Annotated in this window: 15 protein-coding genes and 2 pseudogenes; all 17 read left to right on the top strand. The window is 50.9% G+C overall.

What is annotated here, in order from left to right; translation table 11 throughout:
- The first annotated feature begins 3 nt into the window (after positions 1–3).
- The 17 genes and pseudogenes from B5F54_RS10900 to B5F54_RS10820 all read left to right on the top strand — a co-directional run bounded on the left by B5F54_RS10900 (position 4) and on the right by B5F54_RS10820 (position 16712).
- Positions 4–201, top strand: coding sequence for a hypothetical protein (locus tag B5F54_RS10900; RefSeq protein ID WP_087234104.1), 198 nt, complete (start codon positions 4–6; stop codon positions 199–201).
- The gene (locus B5F54_RS10895) at positions 194–778 is read left to right on the top strand and encodes a hypothetical protein (RefSeq protein ID WP_087234102.1); all 585 of its coding nucleotides are present in this window, start codon (positions 194–196) and stop codon (positions 776–778) included. Before B5F54_RS10900 ends, B5F54_RS10895 begins: the two co-directional genes overlap by 8 nt.
- Positions 775–3249, top strand: a complete 2475-nt coding sequence (locus tag B5F54_RS10890) for a glycosyl hydrolase family 18 protein (RefSeq protein WP_442856122.1) — start codon at positions 775–777, stop codon at positions 3247–3249. The genes B5F54_RS10895 and B5F54_RS10890 overlap by 4 nt, the downstream gene beginning before the upstream one ends.
- Before the next feature lie 80 nt (positions 3250–3329).
- Positions 3330–3743, top strand: coding sequence for a phage holin family protein (locus B5F54_RS10885; RefSeq protein WP_009269243.1), 414 nt, complete (start codon positions 3330–3332; stop codon positions 3741–3743).
- Positions 3744–4712, top strand: coding sequence for an N-acetylmuramoyl-L-alanine amidase (locus B5F54_RS10880; protein WP_087234098.1), 969 nt, complete (start codon positions 3744–3746; stop codon positions 4710–4712).
- 126 nt (positions 4713–4838) lie between these two features.
- A complete protein-coding gene (locus tag B5F54_RS10875; RefSeq protein WP_087234097.1) occupies positions 4839–5246 on the top strand; it encodes a sigma factor-like helix-turn-helix DNA-binding protein in 408 nt (135 codons plus the stop codon).
- Entirely contained in the window at positions 5239–5409 is a 171-nt protein-coding gene (locus B5F54_RS17655) for an SHOCT domain-containing protein (protein ID WP_172749701.1), read from the top strand. Before B5F54_RS10875 ends, B5F54_RS17655 begins: the two co-directional genes overlap by 8 nt.
- A 50-nt stretch (positions 5410–5459) precedes the next feature.
- Positions 5460–7238: a recombinase family protein gene (locus tag B5F54_RS10870; RefSeq protein ID WP_087234095.1), complete on the top strand. Its 1779-nt coding sequence runs from the start codon at positions 5460–5462 to the stop codon at positions 7236–7238.
- Complete coding sequence (locus B5F54_RS10865) at positions 7220–8797, top strand: recombinase family protein (protein WP_087234093.1); 1578 nt, start codon at positions 7220–7222, stop codon at positions 8795–8797. Before B5F54_RS10870 ends, B5F54_RS10865 begins: the two co-directional genes overlap by 19 nt.
- A gap of 10 nt (positions 8798–8807) precedes the next feature.
- Positions 8808–9062, top strand: a pseudogene (locus B5F54_RS10860) (TnpV protein); the annotation flags it as partial.
- 124 nt (positions 9063–9186) lie between these two features.
- The gene (locus tag B5F54_RS10855) at positions 9187–9378 is read left to right on the top strand and encodes a DNA-binding protein (RefSeq protein ID WP_087234091.1); all 192 of its coding nucleotides are present in this window, start codon (positions 9187–9189) and stop codon (positions 9376–9378) included.
- 22 nt (positions 9379–9400) lie between these two features.
- A complete protein-coding gene (locus tag B5F54_RS10850) occupies positions 9401–10087 on the top strand; it encodes a response regulator transcription factor (protein WP_087234089.1) in 687 nt (228 codons plus the stop codon).
- Positions 10063–11232, top strand: a complete 1170-nt coding sequence (locus tag B5F54_RS10845; RefSeq protein ID WP_087234087.1) for a HAMP domain-containing sensor histidine kinase — start codon at positions 10063–10065, stop codon at positions 11230–11232. Before B5F54_RS10850 ends, B5F54_RS10845 begins: the two co-directional genes overlap by 25 nt.
- A 124-nt stretch (positions 11233–11356) precedes the next feature.
- Positions 11357–12109, top strand: a complete 753-nt coding sequence (locus tag B5F54_RS10840) for an ABC transporter ATP-binding protein (protein WP_087234085.1) — start codon at positions 11357–11359, stop codon at positions 12107–12109.
- Entirely contained in the window at positions 12099–14129 is a 2031-nt protein-coding gene (locus tag B5F54_RS10835) for an FtsX-like permease family protein (RefSeq protein WP_172749700.1), read from the top strand. The genes B5F54_RS10840 and B5F54_RS10835 overlap by 11 nt, the downstream gene beginning before the upstream one ends.
- Before the next feature lie 568 nt (positions 14130–14697).
- Positions 14698–15594 (top strand): annotated as a pseudogene (locus B5F54_RS10825) (HsdM family class I SAM-dependent methyltransferase); the annotation flags it as partial.
- The gene (locus B5F54_RS10820) at positions 15594–16712 is read left to right on the top strand and encodes a restriction endonuclease subunit S (protein WP_087234081.1); all 1119 of its coding nucleotides are present in this window, start codon (positions 15594–15596) and stop codon (positions 16710–16712) included. The pseudogene B5F54_RS10825 and the gene B5F54_RS10820, both read left to right, overlap by 1 nt.

Below are 16712 nucleotides of genomic sequence, written 5' to 3'. Positions count from 1 at the left end.
GGCATGGCATATTTATCTTCAACTTCCGCCCGGATCGCGCCGGAGAATTATTCCTCCAGGGTCAAGTCCATCACGGTGCGGGTGTGCATCACGAACTGCACCGGGACGCTTTATATCACGGACATCCTCCTGCAGGCAGGGTCCGTGGTGACGGGATGGGTAGGCCATCCCTGCGAGATGAAGTGGACGCTGGATGGCTGAGATTGCTTTTATCCGGCTGGCGGAGGTTATCAACCGGAAACAGGATATGCGTGTCGTGAGCGTTACCGTGAAGCCTACCATTGCGGACTGCTCCGGCACGATCTATTTTACGGACCTGATGCTCCAGGAAGGCCCGGCGCTGACGGGATACACGCCACATACCGAACCATTCCTTAAAAAGCTGCGTGTGGACGGCGAGGTCAAGGCCCCTGTCTGGTTCAACGGCGTGGTGCGGGGCGAGGAAACGGTCATCCTCTTTAACCTTGGGGAGACTTCCGCTGGGCTGGATGTGCATTTGTACCCCAAGTCCGACCTGGAAGCGGGGGCAGTTTCCCTCTGCCAGGGCGTGGGCGGCCAGAAGGTATCCTTCCCCAACGCCGTCCCCGCCGAAGCGGACCTTGCTCTGCTTGCCAGCACACGGCAGTGTACGAAGAACGGCAGCCCGGAGAAAAAAGAGGGCTTTTACCAGTACAGCGCCGCCTGGGATTCCAAGCATAAGGTGGCGCTCCCGGAAGGGAAAACGGCGAGGGTACTGTTTGAGATGCAGGAAATGCAGGATGGAGGTGAGCCGATCTGATGGACACACTGAAAGGCAAACAGATCATGGTATGGACGTTCATGGGCAATGCCCGGATGTACGAAGCCCTCCGGGACTACGGCGACCGCATCAGCCAGATCGGGCTGTTCTCCTTTAAGGTGCGGGCCACCGGGGAGATTTACGAGAGCGGCGTGGCGATTTCGGATATGCTCACCTACATCAACAAATGGCCCCATATCAAGTGGCTGCTGACGGTGGCAAACGACGGGGCGAACAGCATCTTCCGCGCCCTGCGGGACAACACAAACGGGGCGCAGGAGATGTTCCTTTCGGAGATCATCCGCATCATGGAGAAGTATCCCTGGTGTGACGGCATCGACATTGACCTGGAACGAGGGGACGGCTACTCCACCCATGCCGCGTCCACCGCCATGTTCCAGAACATCTACAATACGGTAAAGAATTACGATGCCACGAAGCACATGAACATCTGCCTGCCAGGGATGACCAGCGTCAACGGCTCGGTGGGCGGCGAGAACTGGTGTGTCTATGGGGACCTCGACTCCTGCTGTGACACGGCGTCTATTATGAGCTACGGCATGGCCTGGGCAGGCTCCGCGCCGGGGCCGGTTTCTCCGAGAAGCTGGCTGGAGGGCATTTACGATTACGCCACCCGGGTCATGGACCCGGACAAGATTTTCCTGGGGATGCCGGCCTACGGCTGGAACTGGCAGATCTATGACACGCCGGAGAACCTGGGCGAAACCTACCGGGGCGTTTCCAACACCTACTACGCCGCGAGGTACTGGATGACGGGAGCGTACAACTTCACAGGTGACGCGCCGCCCCAGCCCTTTCTCCCTATCGTAGCCTATTGGGATGATTATGACAAGGTGCCTTACGCCTTTCCCCATGTCTACGATTACATGGAAGGAGCGGACGCAGTTTCCCGCGAGTACCCTCAGCTTGCGGACACATACAACCGCAGGCGCTACCTGACTGCCTACGGCAAGGAGCAGAAAACCGAGTTCGGAACTATTTTCATCGACCGGGACGCTGACGGCTACTCCAGCGCGTCCGGCATTGTCTCCATTGAAAACGGCATCGCAACCCTGGGCGATAACGGCTCGGTGACCTACAGTTTTACGGTGGACGCAGCGGGAACTTACGATGTGGCGGTGCGGCTCTGCTACCCCTTCTGGGACAAGAACGGCATCTATGCGGCGCTGGACGGCAGCACAAAGCACTTCACGGAAAGCCGCCTGTGGTGGCCGTACTGGCGGAGTACCTTCTGGGCGTCCCTCGCAAGCGGCGTAACGCTTTCGGCCGGGACACACACCATTACCATTTCAGTGGATGCCAAAGGCGTCCAGTTTTACGGCTTCCGCGTCTGCTCGGCTTTTTCCGAGGAACCCACCGCCGGGGAGGCCACTTTCGCCCTTGCGCCCAGGAGCTTTAAGGATGTGGACGGCAATATGGCTGTCCCTGACAAAGGCTTCAAGCTGACGCTGGAGATGCTCCGAAGGAAGCCGGATTCGGCGCTCATCTGGTATGAGGATTTCCAGGATTACGGCGTGCTGGAGACGGACTACTGGACGGTGCGTTCCGGCTCCTTCGAGGTGTGGCGGTCGGATGAATATTCGATGGAGCGTGTCTACTCCCAGCTTGAAGGGCATGGGGAGCTTGCGTGGCAGTATGACGGCTTTTCGGAGCTGCATCTGCGGGCAAGGCTGGCCTTCCCGGCAAACGGGAGCGGACGGGCCGGCGTATTCTGCGGCAGCCTGTTCTGCTGCTTAAACTACGACACCCAGGCGGTGGAGCTGTACAACGGCTCCACGCTTCTTGGCAGCTACAGCCAGGAGATCACAAGGACTTCCTCGGAGGACCTGCGGGGCAATCCTACCATGTACACGGTGGAGATGCGCGTCCGTGGGAACCGGGTGCGGGTGTATTCCGGTTCTTCCTACACCCTGCGCTTCACGGCGACAGCCAGCGGCTTTTCCGGCGGATACGCTGGGTACCGCTCGGACAACACCACGGTCTGCGAACTTCTGCGTCTGGGGGACGCCTGGACCTACGAGCCGTATGAGCGGTTTGATGTGGAGATGCCGGACGGCAGCTTTAAAAGCTACGGAAGGATATCCCGCACGAACTGCACCTGGGATGAGGAGTTCCAGGTATTCACGCTGACCTCCGATGTGGAGGAAACCTCCACCCGGAGCGAGGACATCTCCCTGGATTATGATTTCTTTCACTCCGACCTGCTGGAGATTTCCTGCGGCGGGAACTACACGGCAAAGGTCATACCGAAGGACATCAACATCTGGATATCCCGGCTGTTCCTTGGAGACGCGGACGGCTTTTCCATCCTCTACTACCAGGACGTGGATTCCCTGGTCTACTGGGCAAACCAGGCGGCGTACCGCTGGAAGCTCCGGGGGATGTGTATGTGGTCTTTGGGTCAGGAGGATATGCGGCTGTGGGAATGGCTGCCGAAGCAAACAGAATAACTTACGGGAACTGGCGACTGCCCTGCGGGGCGGCCGCTTTTTTCATACACAAAACCATTTCAAGAAACGGAGGTATCAACATGAAGGAACTTTGGAACACGGCGCAGGTGATCTTTGCGGCCATCGGCGGGTGGCTGGGCTACTTCCTGGGCGGCTGCGACGGGCTGCTCATCGCCCTGGTGGTGTTCGTGGCAGTGGATTATGTCACGGGCGTGATGTGCGCCATCTCGGATAAGAAGCTGTCCAGCGAGGTGGGCTTTAAGGGCATCTGCCGGAAGGTGCTGATCTTCCTGCTGGTTGGGATCGCCAACATCCTGGATGTGCAGGTGATTGGCACAGGCAGCGTCCTTCGCACGGCGGTCATCTTCTTTTACCTCTCCAACGAGGGTGTGAGCCTTTTGGAGAACGCGGCGCACCTGGGGCTTCCTGTGCCGGAGAAGATGAAGGACATCCTGGCACAGCTCCATGACAGAGCGGAAAAGGAGGAAAATTAAGTGACTTACACAAACAGTTCATTGGTATCTTATACGAAACTCAGCCCAAACCACTCCGGGCAGCGGACGCACAGCATCGACCGCATTACGCCCCACTGCGTGGTGGGGCAATGCTCGGTGGAGACGCTGGGCAATATCTTCTTGCCGACTTCCAGACAGGCAAGCTGTAACTACGGCATCGGCGTGGACGGTCGTGTGGGAATGTATGTGGAGGAGAAAAACCGCTCCTGGTGTTCCTCCTCCAGCGCCAACGACCAGCGGGCGGTCACCATCGAGTGCGCGTCCGATACCACAGAGCCGTATGCCTTTAAGGATGTGGTCTACCAGACGCTCATTAAGCTCTGCGTGGATATCTGCAAGCGCAACGGCAAGAAAAAGCTCCTCTGGCTGGGTGATAAGGATAAGACACTCAGTTATGAGCCGAAGTCTGATGAGATGGTGCTGACTGTCCATCGCTGGTTTGCCAACAAGTCCTGTCCGGGCAGTTGGATGTATGCCCGGATGGGTGATCTTGCCGCAAAGGTCACAGCACAGCTTGGCGACGGGGCATCCGAGGGCACCGAGACTGAGTATCCTGAAAAGCTGACAGAGGGCTATTACCGTGTCCGTAAGGCATGGTCTGACAGTAAATCGCAGAAAGGCGCATACAAGATCCTCTCTAATGCCAAGAAGTGCGCTGATGCCAATCCGGGATATAGCGTGTTCGATAATAACGGTGTAAACATCTACACACCGAACACATCAACGAAGGCGGCACCGGATGTGCCGTTTACCGTCAAGGTCAGCATCTCCGATCTGAACATCCGCAAAGGGCCGGGGACGGACTATGCCAAAACCGGGAAGTTTACCGGCAAAGGCGTGTTTACCATCGTGGAGGTCCAGTCCGGCCAGGGGGCCTCTGCTGGCTGGGGACGGCTGAAGTCCGGCGCTGGCTGGATTTCTCTGGACTATGCAGTAAAAACCGAATAAGGAAACAAGAAAACCCGTGTGCAATCGGCTCTCTATGGTCGGCTGCGCACGGGTCTTTTTTTATCCGCTGAAATCCCCGGCTTCTGTCCTTTCAGAGGTAGAAAGTTACAGATTGGAGGGACAGCGGTGACGAATGAACAGAGAATGATCGTATCCGCTCTCCGGGCGCAGGGCATGGGCTACGGCGCAATCGCCCGGAAAGTCGGGATCTCAGAAAATACAGTAAAATCCTTCTGCCGCAGGAACGCACAGAAAGAGGATAAGCCGGTCACTGGTGCGGGCGAGCATCAGTGCCTTTGCTGCGGAACGCCTGTGGCGCAGAACGCCGGCCGGAAGGAAAAGAAGTTCTGCTCTGACAAGTGCAGGAACAAATGGTGGAACGCCCATCTGGATAAGGTTGACCGCAGGGTGATTCGGGAGGTCACCTGCGCCGGATGCGGTAAGACTTTTTCGGTTTATGGACAGGCGGCGAGGAAGTACTGCAGTCATGTGTGCTACATCCGGCACCGGTTCGGAGGCAGCGCGGATGAGTAAGGAGCAGATGAGACAGGAAAAGCTCTACCAAGTGACCATGAGCATGGTCAGAAAGATGCTTGCGGAGGGGCTTATCACCGAGGAAGAGTACCGTCAGATTGATACAATGTTCCTGGAAAAATACCACCCTCTTTTCGGCACATTATTCTCCGAAATCTGTTGACTTTACAGCCTTTTAGAGTGATGTATGGTAGCGGAAAGGAGCGTGATTTCATGCCGAATTTAAGAAAAATCGAAGCGGCAGTTCCCGCAATCCGGGAAAAGAAAAAGGTGGCCGCTTATGCCAGAGTGTCCATGCAGTCGGAACGGATGCTCCACTCCCTTTCCGCACAGGTGAGTTACTACAGCGGGCTAATCCAGAAGAACTCGGACTGGGAGTATGCCGGGGTCTATGCAGACGATTTTATTTCCGGAACCAACACAGTAAAGCGTGATGAGTTCAAGCGGATGCTTGCGGACTGCGAGGCCGGCAAGATTGACATCATCCTGACAAAGAGTATCTCGCGGTTTGCCAGGAACACGGTGGACCTTCTGGAAACGGTGCGGCATTTGAAGGACTTAGGTGTCGAGGTGCGGTTCGAGAAGGAGCGCATCCGCTCTATGGACGGGGACGGCGAGTTGATGTTGACCATCTTGGCCTCCTTTGCCCAGGAGGAAAGCCGCAGCATTTCCGACAATGTGAAATGGGGCATCCGAAAAAGGATGCAAAACGGCATCCCAAACGGCCACTTCCGCATCTACGGTTATCGATGGGAGGGCGATGAACTGGTCATCGTGCCAGAGGAAGCGGAGGTTGTAAAGAGAATCTTCCGGAACTTCCTGGACGGGAAATCCAGGCTGGAAACCGAGCGGGAGCTTGCCGACGAGGGCATCACAACCAGGGACGGCTGCCGCTGGGGGGATTCCAACATCAAGGTGGTGCTGACCAATGTGACCTACACAGGAAACCTGCTCCTGCAAAAGGAGTTTATCTCCGACCCTATCTCCAAGCAGCGGAAAAAGAACCGAGGGGAACTTCCCCAGTACTATGTGGAGGACACCCATCCTGCCATTATCGACAAGGCCACTTTTGACTTTGTGCAGGAGGAGATGGCAAGGCGCAGGGAACTTGGCGCACTGGCAAATAAGAGTCTGAACACATCCTGCTTTACAGGAAAAATCAAATGCCCATACTGCGGTCAGAGCTATATGCACAACAAGCGGACAGACCGTGGCGATATGGAGTTCTGGAACTGTGGCAGTAAGAAGAAAAAGAAGAAAGGAACCGGCTGTCCTGTGGGCGGCACCATCAACCACAAAAACATGGTTAAAGTCTGTACGGAAGTTCTGGGGCTTGATGAATTTGATGAAGCCATCTTTTTGGAAAAGGTGGACCATATCGATGTGCCAGAACGCTATACGCTGGAGTTTCACATGGCGGACGGCAATGTGGTAACAAAGGACTGCCTGAACACGGGGCATCGGGACTGCTGGACACCGGAGCGGCGTGCTGAAGTGTCCATGAAACGGCGCAAGAACGGCACGAATCCCATCGGTGCATCCTGCTTCACGGGGAAGATAAAGTGCGTATCCTGCGGCTGTAATTTCCGCAAGGCAACACGGAACTGCAAAGATGGCAGCAAGGTCAGCCACTGGCGGTGCGCAGAGCATAACGGTTGCGATTCCCCCAGCCTGCGGGAGGATTTGCTGGAACAGATGGCCGCAGAGGTACTTGGGCTGGATGCGTTTGACGCCGCCGCTTTTCGTGAGAAGATCGACCGAGTTGAGGTGCTTTCCTCTTCAGAACTCCGCTTCTGTTTTAAGGATGGCAGAACCGTAAGCCGCAACTGGCAGCCGCCGGAACGTGTGGGGCGGCCTTGGACTGAGGAGCAGAGGGCAAAATTTAAGGAATCCATTAAGGGCGCCTATACGCCAGAGCGGCGCCGGCAGATGAGCGAACACATGAAGCAATTACGGAAGGAGCGTGGAGACAAATGGCGCAGAGAAAAGTAACGGCGATCCCGGCGACCATCACCAAATATACTGCCGTTCCTATTGGCAGCAAGCGGAAACGCCGTGTCGCCGGTTATGCCCGCGTCTCCACCGACCACGAAGACCAGGTCACCAGCTACGAAGCGCAGGTGGACTATTACACGAATTACATCAAGGGGCGGGACGATTGGGAGTTTGTTGCTATCTACACGGACGAAGGGATTTCTGCGACCAATACCAAGCGGCGCGAGGGCTTCAAGGCGATGGTGGCGGATGCCCTTGCCGGGAAGATCGACCTCATAGTAACAAAAAGTGTCAGCCGATTTGCCAGAAATACAGTGGACAGCCTGACCACCGTGCGGACGCTGAAGGAAAAGGGTGTGGAAATCTACTTTGAGAAGGAAAACATCTGGACGCTGGATGCCAAGGGAGAACTGCTCATCACAATCATGTCCAGCCTTGCCCAGGAGGAGAGCCGGAGCATTTCGGAGAACACCACCTGGGGTCAGCGGAAGCGGTTCGCCGATGGCAAGGCAAGCGTGGCTTACAAGCGGTTCCTGGGGTACGACCGGGGTCCCAACGGCGGCTTTGTGGTCAATCAGGAACAGGCAAAGACCGTCAAGCTGATTTACAAGTTATTTCTGGATGGCCTGACCTGCCACGCCATCGCAAAGGAGCTGACGGAGCGGAAACTGCCGACTCCGGGCGGCAAGGCAGTCTGGAGCCAAAGCACCGTCCGCAGCATCCTTACTAATGAAAAGTACAAAGGCGATGCGCTCCTGCAGAAGGAGTTCACGGTGGACTTCCTCCAGAAGAAAACAAAAAAGAACGAGGGCGAGGTCCCGCAGTACTATGTGGAGGGCAACCACGAAGCCATCATCGATCCTGCCACCTTCGACTATGTCCAGGCGGAGATGGCGCGGCGGATGAAGGATAAGCACCGCTACAGCGGCGTGAGTATGTTTTCCTCCAAGATCAAATGCGGCGAATGCGGATGTTGGTACGGCTCAAAGGTATGGCACTCCACAGATAAATACCGCCGGGTCATCTACCAGTGCAATCACAAGTACAAAGGCGGAAAGCCCTGCAGTACGCCCCATGTCACGGAAGATCAGGTCAAGGACGCATTTGTCCGAGCAGTCAACATCCTGCTCTCCGAGAAGGAAGAATTATCTGTCAATGTGCAGATGGTCATCGCCATGCTGTGCGACAGTGCAGAACTGGAAAAGCGACAGACAGAACTGAAGGAAGAACTGGAGGTTGTGGTTGGACTGGTGGAGCGGTGCGTGACGGAGAACGCCCGTGTTGCCCTCGACCAGGACGAGTATACGCAGCGTTACAATGGTCTGGTCAGCAGATATGAAGCGGTCAAGGCACAGTTTGATGAGGTCACTCAGGCGGTCGCCGACAAAGCTGACCGCAAAAAGTTGCTGGAGCAGTTCCTTCACACAGTTGAGGGTCAAGCGCCAGTCACGGAGTTTGATGAACGGCTGTGGTCGAGTTTGGTGGATTTCGTAACGGTGTACAGCGAGAAGGGCATCCGAGTGACCTTTAAGGATGGGACGGAGATACAGGTTTAAAGGTTGTTGACGTCTACGCTACCTGAAGGAACACCGGCCCGGCCTTTACAGCAGCATGATTTTGAGCGAAAAGCTGTACCCGCACCTGTTGGAGATTGACCGGGCGGCGCGTGAACGGATGGATGCCATGCTGCCCCGCATGATGGAGGCGGCGGGCGTCACCGAGGAACTGAAAGCCCGTGACCCCATGCGCTGGGTGGGGCTGATGAATACGCTGAAAGCGCAGGCGGAGGAAATTGTTCTTACAGAGCTGATTTATCAATAGCTCTTTTACAAGCGGAGGCTGCTATTTTGCGGCCTCTGTTTGTTTTTACGCTTTCGACATATCTTCTGCCTTGTGTCCTTTAAGCAAATGAAATATAATAAAAAATGTTGTCAGAGGTACAAATATGGACTACATGACACTTAAAGAAGCAAGCGAAAAATGGGGCATTTTGTCCCGTCAAGTCAACTATTACTGCGTTGAGGATCGTATCCCTGGCGCTGTGAAGATAGCCGGTGTTTGGCTGATACCCAAAGACGCGGAGAAGGCGATTGACGAGCGGCGTAAAGTTGATAGAGATTTGAAAAATGATTGCTAAAATCATTCTTGGAGGTGTTGAAATGACGCAGACGATTATGATAATAGATGATGAAATAGAGATCTTAGATATGTTGAAACGCTATTTTTCCCTTGAGGGCTACCATGTAATTACGGCTGCCGGAGGTAAAGAGGCTTTACAGAAGTTATCAAAGCAACCCGATCTTATCCTGCTTGACATCAATATGCCGGATATAGACGGGCTTTCGCTCTGCAAAAGCATACGGGACTTTGTTACCTGTCCAATCCTCTTTCTGACTGCGAATACTGAGAACAGCGACAAAATCAAAGGCTTTGGTGCTGGTGGGGACGATTATATTATAAAACCTTTTTCTGTTGACGAACTGGGAGCGCGAGTATCTGCACATTTACGCCGCGAAAATCGCAGTAAAACAAAGTCTCGCGTTTTGTTCGATGGACAATTAGCGGTTGATTATTTAGAGCGAACAGTATATTGGGACGGAAAAGAAATCCCACTTTTGAAAAAGGAGTTTGACATACTCGAAGTGCTTTCACAAAACCCCGGACAGGTTTTTGATAAAGAACGGCTTTACGAAGCGGCATGGGGATTGGACGGTTTGGGGAATAACTCTGTTGTAGCAGAACATATTAGGAAAATCCGCGCAAAGTTTGCTGCCGTTGGAGCCAAACAATACATTGAAACCGTTTGGGGGGTGGGATATAAATGGGAAAAAGCAAGCGTAAATTGAATGATCTATCAATCCTTTCTACATTTGTTTTACTTGCAGTTGTTTTTCTTCTTCTTGCAATGCTGCTGGTAGAAGTGGAAAGGACTTTGCTCACAAATGCACAGAGAGATATTGCCTTTCAGTATTCAGATGTGGTCGAGGGATTTAATTCTGAAAAGGTATGGGGAAATCAATCGGTATATTTGCTTTCAGAACATGATGGGAGAATGATGTGGCTGTACGAAATGGGGATGTGGACGTTGCCCCCCTTTACTTATCTTGCCTGTTTCATTTTGGCGGGATTTGTTTTTTACAGGAGTAAAATTAGAAGGCCTCTACTGTTCTTAACTACATCTGCAAACAGAATAGCCGAAAATGATTTGGATTTTTCGATTGTATATGACAGGAACGATGAAATGGGCTTGCTCTGCAAAGCGTTTGAGAAAATGCGCTCTGCGCTGGAAAGTAACAATCGGGAAATGTGGCGGCAGATGAATGAGCGCCAAAAGCTAAACGCCGCTTTTTCCCACGATCTGCGAACCCCCCTTACGGTCATGGAGGGGCATTTAGGCATTTTGCAAAAATACACGCCGCAGGGGAAATTAAGTGCTGACGATGTTATGCAGACCTACGCGGCAATGGCCCGACAGATTGAACGGCTGAAAAACTATGCTTCTTCCATGAATACATTACAGCGGCTTGAAGATGTACCGATTGTGAGAAAACAGCTTGCAGCCAGCGATTTTACCGCAAGGCTTAATGATACTGCGGAAATAATCTGTAAGAACAAGAACCTATCTATATCGGATAAAACCGTTGCCACAAGCCTTTGTGTTGACCCGGAAATTGTCTTGCAGGTTTTTGAAAACTTATTATCCAACGCCGCCCGTTATGCGAAATCTGCCATATCCATACAATACACCGCCACAAATGATACCTTTTCAATCACTGTAACAGACGACGGGGCGGGCTTTGATGATACCACTTTGAAATTTGCAACAAACCCGTTTTATACAACAGAGAAAAAGTCTGACACCGGGCAACATTTAGGCCTCGGCCTCAACATCTGCAAAATCCTATGTGAGCGGCATAATGGAAATATCATTTTGTCGAATGGTATAGAAACGGGCGCGTCTGTAACCGTCCGCTTTGGAATGATAGAATAATAAATTACTTTCTGCAATCTCCCTGTATTTTTACAGGGGGATTTTTTCGTTTGATAGATATTTGAAAATTGCCTTTTAGAATGAACTTGTAAACAAAATCTAACAGAAAAGAAAGGTGAAGGTTATGTTACAGATTGAAAAGGTTTCTAAAACGTATCATTCAAAAGGCATAGACTATCCTGTTTTGAAAGAGATCACCGCAACTATTCACGACGGGGAATTTGTCGCCATTATGGGGCCGTCCGGCAGCGGGAAAACGACGCTGCTCAATGTGATTTCTGGCTTTATAAGTGCGGACGGCGGGAAGGTCATTCTTGATGGGCAGGACATTCTAACCGGCGAAGAAAATGAACTTGCAGAAATAAGGCAGCATAAACTTGGTTTTGTTTTTCAAGATTTTATGCTGCTGAACGGGCTGACTATCCGGGAAAACATTTTTTTACCACAGATCATAGCCGGAAAACCGAAAAGCCAAATGGAGCAGAACACCCATACTCTGTTAGAGGTTTTCAGCATTGTAGAAATTGCGGAAAAATATCCTGCTGAAGTATCCGGGGGACAAAAACAACGGGCGTCCATAGCGAGAGCATTGTCTAATAATCCGTCCATTATCTTGGCAGATGAACCCACGGGAAATCTCGATTCAAAATCGAGTACTGCTGTCATAGAAGCATTTTTGAACGCGAAAGAAAAAATCGGTGCAACAATTTTTATGGTTACACATGATGCGTTTGCGGCTTCTTATGCCGACAAAGTGATTGCCTTAAAAGACGGTATCGTTTTTGGTGAATTGGTGCGTCACGGACAGCCCAGAGATTTTCTTGACGAATTGCTGGACTTCACAAGAAAGGTAAACGGTGATGGGTATGACGCTTAACGATATTAGCAGAAAACTTTTTAAGAATAGCCGAAAGCAATACGGGCTTTTCTTCTTCTCTGTTGTTTTTTCCATAGCAATGACAGGGGCATACGGCGTTTTGCAATACAGCCCTACTGTCACAAACGTCCTGGTTGATGGCGGTTCAACACAAACTATTTCACAAGCTATGTTTTTCGGCTCCATGTTGGGTATCATTGTCTTTCTTGTGTATGCAGACAGTATTTTCCTAAAATATAAGTCGCGAGAGATCGGAATTTTTCTGTCCCTCGGCATAGACCGGCGCAGCGTTCAAAAAATTGTTGTGAAAGAATACACACTTCTTTTTCAATTTGCTGTATTAGTTGGCCTGCTTTTGTCGGTTCCGCTTGCTTACCTGTGCTGGTCGCTTCTCAATTTGTTTTTGGAAACACAGGAAACAGCATTCAGTATCGGCTGGGTGGGGTTAATCATTGCGGTACTGTTTTCCTTGCTTAATTGGTTTATTTTGCGGACGATCAACCGCAGGTACATCAAAAATGTTGATATTTTGAAAATCATTAAGACCTCTGATGAAAACGAAACGGCAAAAAGCGGAAATTTATTCTTGTTGATTTTAGGCGCATTACTTGTCCCTGCCGGGATCGTTGCCTTTTTCACCTTGCAGAATATCGGCGGTTTTCTCAATACTTTGTTGGCCTTTGTAGGCTTGGCAGGAGCGGTTTTAGGCGTTTATCTGTTGATTATTCAATGCGCGTCTATCGGGGATATTCTGAAAAAGTACAATGACAAAGCATATTATAAGAACATTGTCTTTTACAATCTTCTGAAACAGAAAATCCGGCAATATACCCGGTCTATATTTGTGGCGACGCTTCTCATTACCTTTACCGTATTTGGGATTGGCTTTATAGCGGCAGGATTTATTGACGGTTATAACGTCGCTCTGAACGAGCCATACGATTACACGATCAATGCGACCTATGAACACCCCATGACCGAAAGCCGTATTGAAGAAATAGCCGAGGAAAACAATACGGTCATTACCAGCATAAAGCATATAGACTGTCTATTGCTCGGTGTGCAGAACAATTATAAAAACGGTGAGCGTGATTGGGGTTCGCGTATCGTCGTAAGCGAAGATAACTTTAATATCTTATCCGGCGCGGCAATATCCGTACCAAAGGGAAGCTACACGGTTTACTATGACAGCAGCATGGAATATAAGCTAAACGCTTTTTCGGCAGAAAGCAGCCTTTTTTACAACCCAACTACTGAACAAGAGTTTTACTTCATACAAAACGAGCCGATATGCTACGATGGGCTTTTTAATACACGGTCTGTATTTTCTTCTTTTCTGATTTTGAACAATGACGATTACCGCACGATTGCGGCTACACTTGCCGACGAATATAGAGCTGTTTCCTATATGGTAAATGTGGAAAATTGGAAAGACACGATGGATTTTCAGAACAATATTCTGGAAGCCGTTATCTCTGACAACAACGGGCTAATCTTTACAAATTGGCACAACAGCGCGACATTCGAGAAAACAGGAAGTCAAGCGGAGTATCTTCCCTTTGATGGCAACGAAACTAAAATTGCCCGGTTGTGGTCGTTATATCCGCTTTCAAAGTTAAGCAGCACGACTACGCAGTTTGAAGCCTTTGCCACCTACCTTATGCTTATGTTATTTATCGCCATTGTTGCCTTTGTGTCCGCAGTCATGGTTATCGGACTAAAACTTATTAGCACGATATGGGACGACGCAGAAGTCTATAATGATCTACGGCGATTGGGAATGAAGCGCAAAAAGATTAAAGAACTTATTACAAAACAAATGCTATTCGTCTATTTTATTCCCACCGTACTTGGCTGTATCATTGGAGCCTTTACTACATACCGCATTATGCTGGTGTCCGGCGTTATTTACATTGGTGAAACAATGCAATTAGTTGGTTGTGTGTGCGGTTTGGTGCTGATAATTCAGATTGCTATTTTCTTTGTACTTCGATCAAAAGTTATGCGCAACTACGCATGATACTTTCATAACAGATACACAAATCTGCCGGACGACGGCAAAAGAAAAAAAGCCGTCGTTCAGCAGGCAATCATCATGCCCTAATCACACTTACGGCGGCTTTGACAAAATCAAGGCCGCCGTTCCTTATGCCCTCGACAAAGGAGTGACGCCTATACGCTGACACGGCGGCTTTAGGAGGGAGCCGCCATGAAGCACACTGACCGCCGACAAATTCAGACGATATTTGCACTATCGTCAAAAAAAGCCCGGCCACCGAACAGGCCCCGTCTGGCGGCCAGTGCGAAAATTGTCACAATGTAACTGAATACCGTATTTTTTGCGCTCGAATAGCTTTCTGCTGTCCGGGCGTTTTTCTATGTTATTCCCGGTGTCGTTGCCCGCCGCTCCGCTTAGAAATTTGGGGATGGATAAGTACAAATGATAGAGAGTCATTTGCACTTTTTTAGGACTGTTTTTGGCAGGCGCACTCCATGCACCGGTTCACTATCGTTAATAGGGTGGCGTGTTCATCGTTAATGGGGTATCCGGTTCATCGTTACATTGTATCAATTTCGGTGCGGCAACGGACCCGGCCTGCGGCACGGCAGGCTTTCTGGTCTCCGCCGCGGAGTACATTCGCAACCACTACGAGGACACCATGACCAACGAGCAGTGGGAGCACTTTGCCGGGGACGCCTTCACCGGCTTTGACACCGACCGCACCATGTTGCGGATTTCCGCCATGAACCTGATGCTCCACTCCATCAGCCACCCGGAAATCGACTATAAGGACAGCGTATCCAAGCAGAACCAGATCAGCGACAAGTTTACCATGTGCCTGGCAAACCCGCCTTTCAAGGGCACCGTGGACGCGGAAAGCATCAACGACAACCTGAAAGCCGTGACCAACACCAAAAAGACCGAGCTGTTGTTTCTGGCCCTTTTCCTGCGGATGCTGAAAAAGGGTGGTCAGTGCGCCTGCATCGTGCCGGACGGCGTGCTTTTCGGCTCCTCCAAGGCGCACAAAGCTATTCGCAAAGAACTGGTGGAGAAGCATCAGCTGCGGGCGGTGATCTCTATGCCCTCCGGCGTGTTCAAGCCTTACGCGGGCGTGTCCACGGCGGTGCTGGTGTTCACCAAAACCGGCGCGGGCGGTACGGAAAACGTGTGGTTTTATGATATGAAGGCCGACGGCTTTTCCCTGGACGATAAGCGCAGCGAGGTGGCGGAGAATGACATCCCCGACATCATCGAGCGGTTCCATCATCTAGACCAGGAAGCTGACCGCAAGCGCACTGAGCAGAGTTTTTTTGTGCCGAAACAGGAAATTGCGGACAATGACTATGACCTGTCCATCAACAAGTACAAAAAGGTGGAGTATGTGCCGGTGGAGTACCCCTCTACCGCGGAACTGATGGCAGACCTGCATGAGCTGGAACTGGAGATCACCGCAGGGCTGGCAGAGTTGGAGGAAATGCTATAATGGCGAGGTTAGAAGAAATTTGTGCGATAAATATGGGACAGTCTCCGGATTCTTCTACATACAACGAAGATGGTAACGGCCTTCCGTTTTTTCAGGGAAATGCAGATTTTGGAGAGATTTATCCTGCGGTTCGTATGTGGTGCTCTGAGCCAACCAAAATAGCACGAGAAAAAGATATTTTAATCTCTGTTCGTGCACCTATTGGTGCGTTGAATATCGCAAATTGTGAATGCTGTATAGGCCGAGGGTTAGCCGCTTTAACGGTAAACGAGGATATTTGTGCTCAGGAATATTTATGGCATGTGTTATCAGGTAAGGTTGACGAACTAAATTCCAAGGGTACTGGAAGTACATTCAAGGCCATCAATAAAAAAACTCTTTCTGAAACAGAAATTCCCCTTCCACCCATTGACGAACAGCGCAAAATTGCAGCGGTGCTGGACAAGGTCAGCGGCCTGATTGCCAAACGCCGCCAGCAGCTGGACAAGCTGGATGAGATAGTCAAGGCAAAGTTTGTGGAGATGTTTGGAGACCCGGTGGGAAACCCTATGGGGTGGGAGAAAATTGCACTGGGAAAACGATGTGATATAGTTACCGGAAACACGCCCTCGCGTGCTGATCCCGAGAATTATGGGAATTTTATTGAATGGATTAAATCAGATAATATCAATACCCCTGCTGTATTGCTCACAGAGGCACAGGAATACTTATCGGAGACAGGTTTTCATAAGTGTAGATTTGTAGAGGCGGGCAGCTTGCTTATGACTTGTATCGCTGGAAGCATTAACTGTATAGGCAATGTAGCAGTAACTGATCGTCGGGTGGCATTTAATCAGCAAATTAATGCTATTGTTCCAAAGCAAGATGATGTGCTGTATTTATATTGGCTTATGCTACTATCAAAGCCTGCAATACATAGCACCATAAATATGGCACTTAAAGGGATACTAAGCAAGGGACAACTATCAGAAATGGCCTTTCCCTTCCCACCACTAGAACTACAGAATCAATTTTCCGTGTTTGTAAAGAAAACCGAAAAAACAAAAGCCAACATTAACCGCAGCCTCGAAAAGCTGGAAACGTTGAAAAAGGCACTGATGCAGGAATACTTTGGGTGA

The organism is Anaeromassilibacillus sp. An250, from assembly GCF_002159845.1.
GTDB lineage: Bacteria > Bacillota > Clostridia > Oscillospirales > Acutalibacteraceae > Anaeromassilibacillus > Anaeromassilibacillus stercoravium.
Note: the sequence above shows the minus strand (reverse complement) of the source record. Positions and strands in the feature narration are given on the sequence as shown.

What these genes read in the sequence shown, in the direction of transcription:
- B5F54_RS10900 (WP_087234104.1), top strand. Translation starts at nt 4, where the DNA reads ATGGCATATTTATCTTCAACTTCCGCCCGGATCGCGCCGGAGAATTAT.
- B5F54_RS10895 (WP_087234102.1), top strand. Translation starts at nt 194, where the DNA reads ATGGCTGAGATTGCTTTTATCCGGCTGGCGGAGGTTATCAACCGGAAA.
- B5F54_RS10885 (WP_009269243.1), top strand. Translation starts at nt 3,330, where the DNA reads ATGAAGGAACTTTGGAACACGGCGCAGGTGATCTTTGCGGCCATCGGC.
- B5F54_RS17655 (WP_172749701.1), top strand. Translation starts at nt 5,239, where the DNA reads ATGAGTAAGGAGCAGATGAGACAGGAAAAGCTCTACCAAGTGACCATG.
- B5F54_RS10870 (WP_087234095.1), top strand. Translation starts at nt 5,460, where the DNA reads ATGCCGAATTTAAGAAAAATCGAAGCGGCAGTTCCCGCAATCCGGGAA.
- B5F54_RS10865 (WP_087234093.1), top strand. Translation starts at nt 7,220, where the DNA reads ATGGCGCAGAGAAAAGTAACGGCGATCCCGGCGACCATCACCAAATAT.
- B5F54_RS10855 (WP_087234091.1), top strand. Translation starts at nt 9,187, where the DNA reads ATGGACTACATGACACTTAAAGAAGCAAGCGAAAAATGGGGCATTTTG.
- B5F54_RS10850 (WP_087234089.1), top strand. Translation starts at nt 9,401, where the DNA reads ATGACGCAGACGATTATGATAATAGATGATGAAATAGAGATCTTAGAT.
- B5F54_RS10845 (WP_087234087.1), top strand. Translation starts at nt 10,063, where the DNA reads ATGGGAAAAAGCAAGCGTAAATTGAATGATCTATCAATCCTTTCTACA.
- B5F54_RS10840 (WP_087234085.1), top strand. Translation starts at nt 11,357, where the DNA reads ATGTTACAGATTGAAAAGGTTTCTAAAACGTATCATTCAAAAGGCATA.
- B5F54_RS10835 (WP_172749700.1), top strand. Translation starts at nt 12,099, where the DNA reads ATGACGCTTAACGATATTAGCAGAAAACTTTTTAAGAATAGCCGAAAG.
- B5F54_RS10820 (WP_087234081.1), top strand. Translation starts at nt 15,594, where the DNA reads ATGGCGAGGTTAGAAGAAATTTGTGCGATAAATATGGGACAGTCTCCG.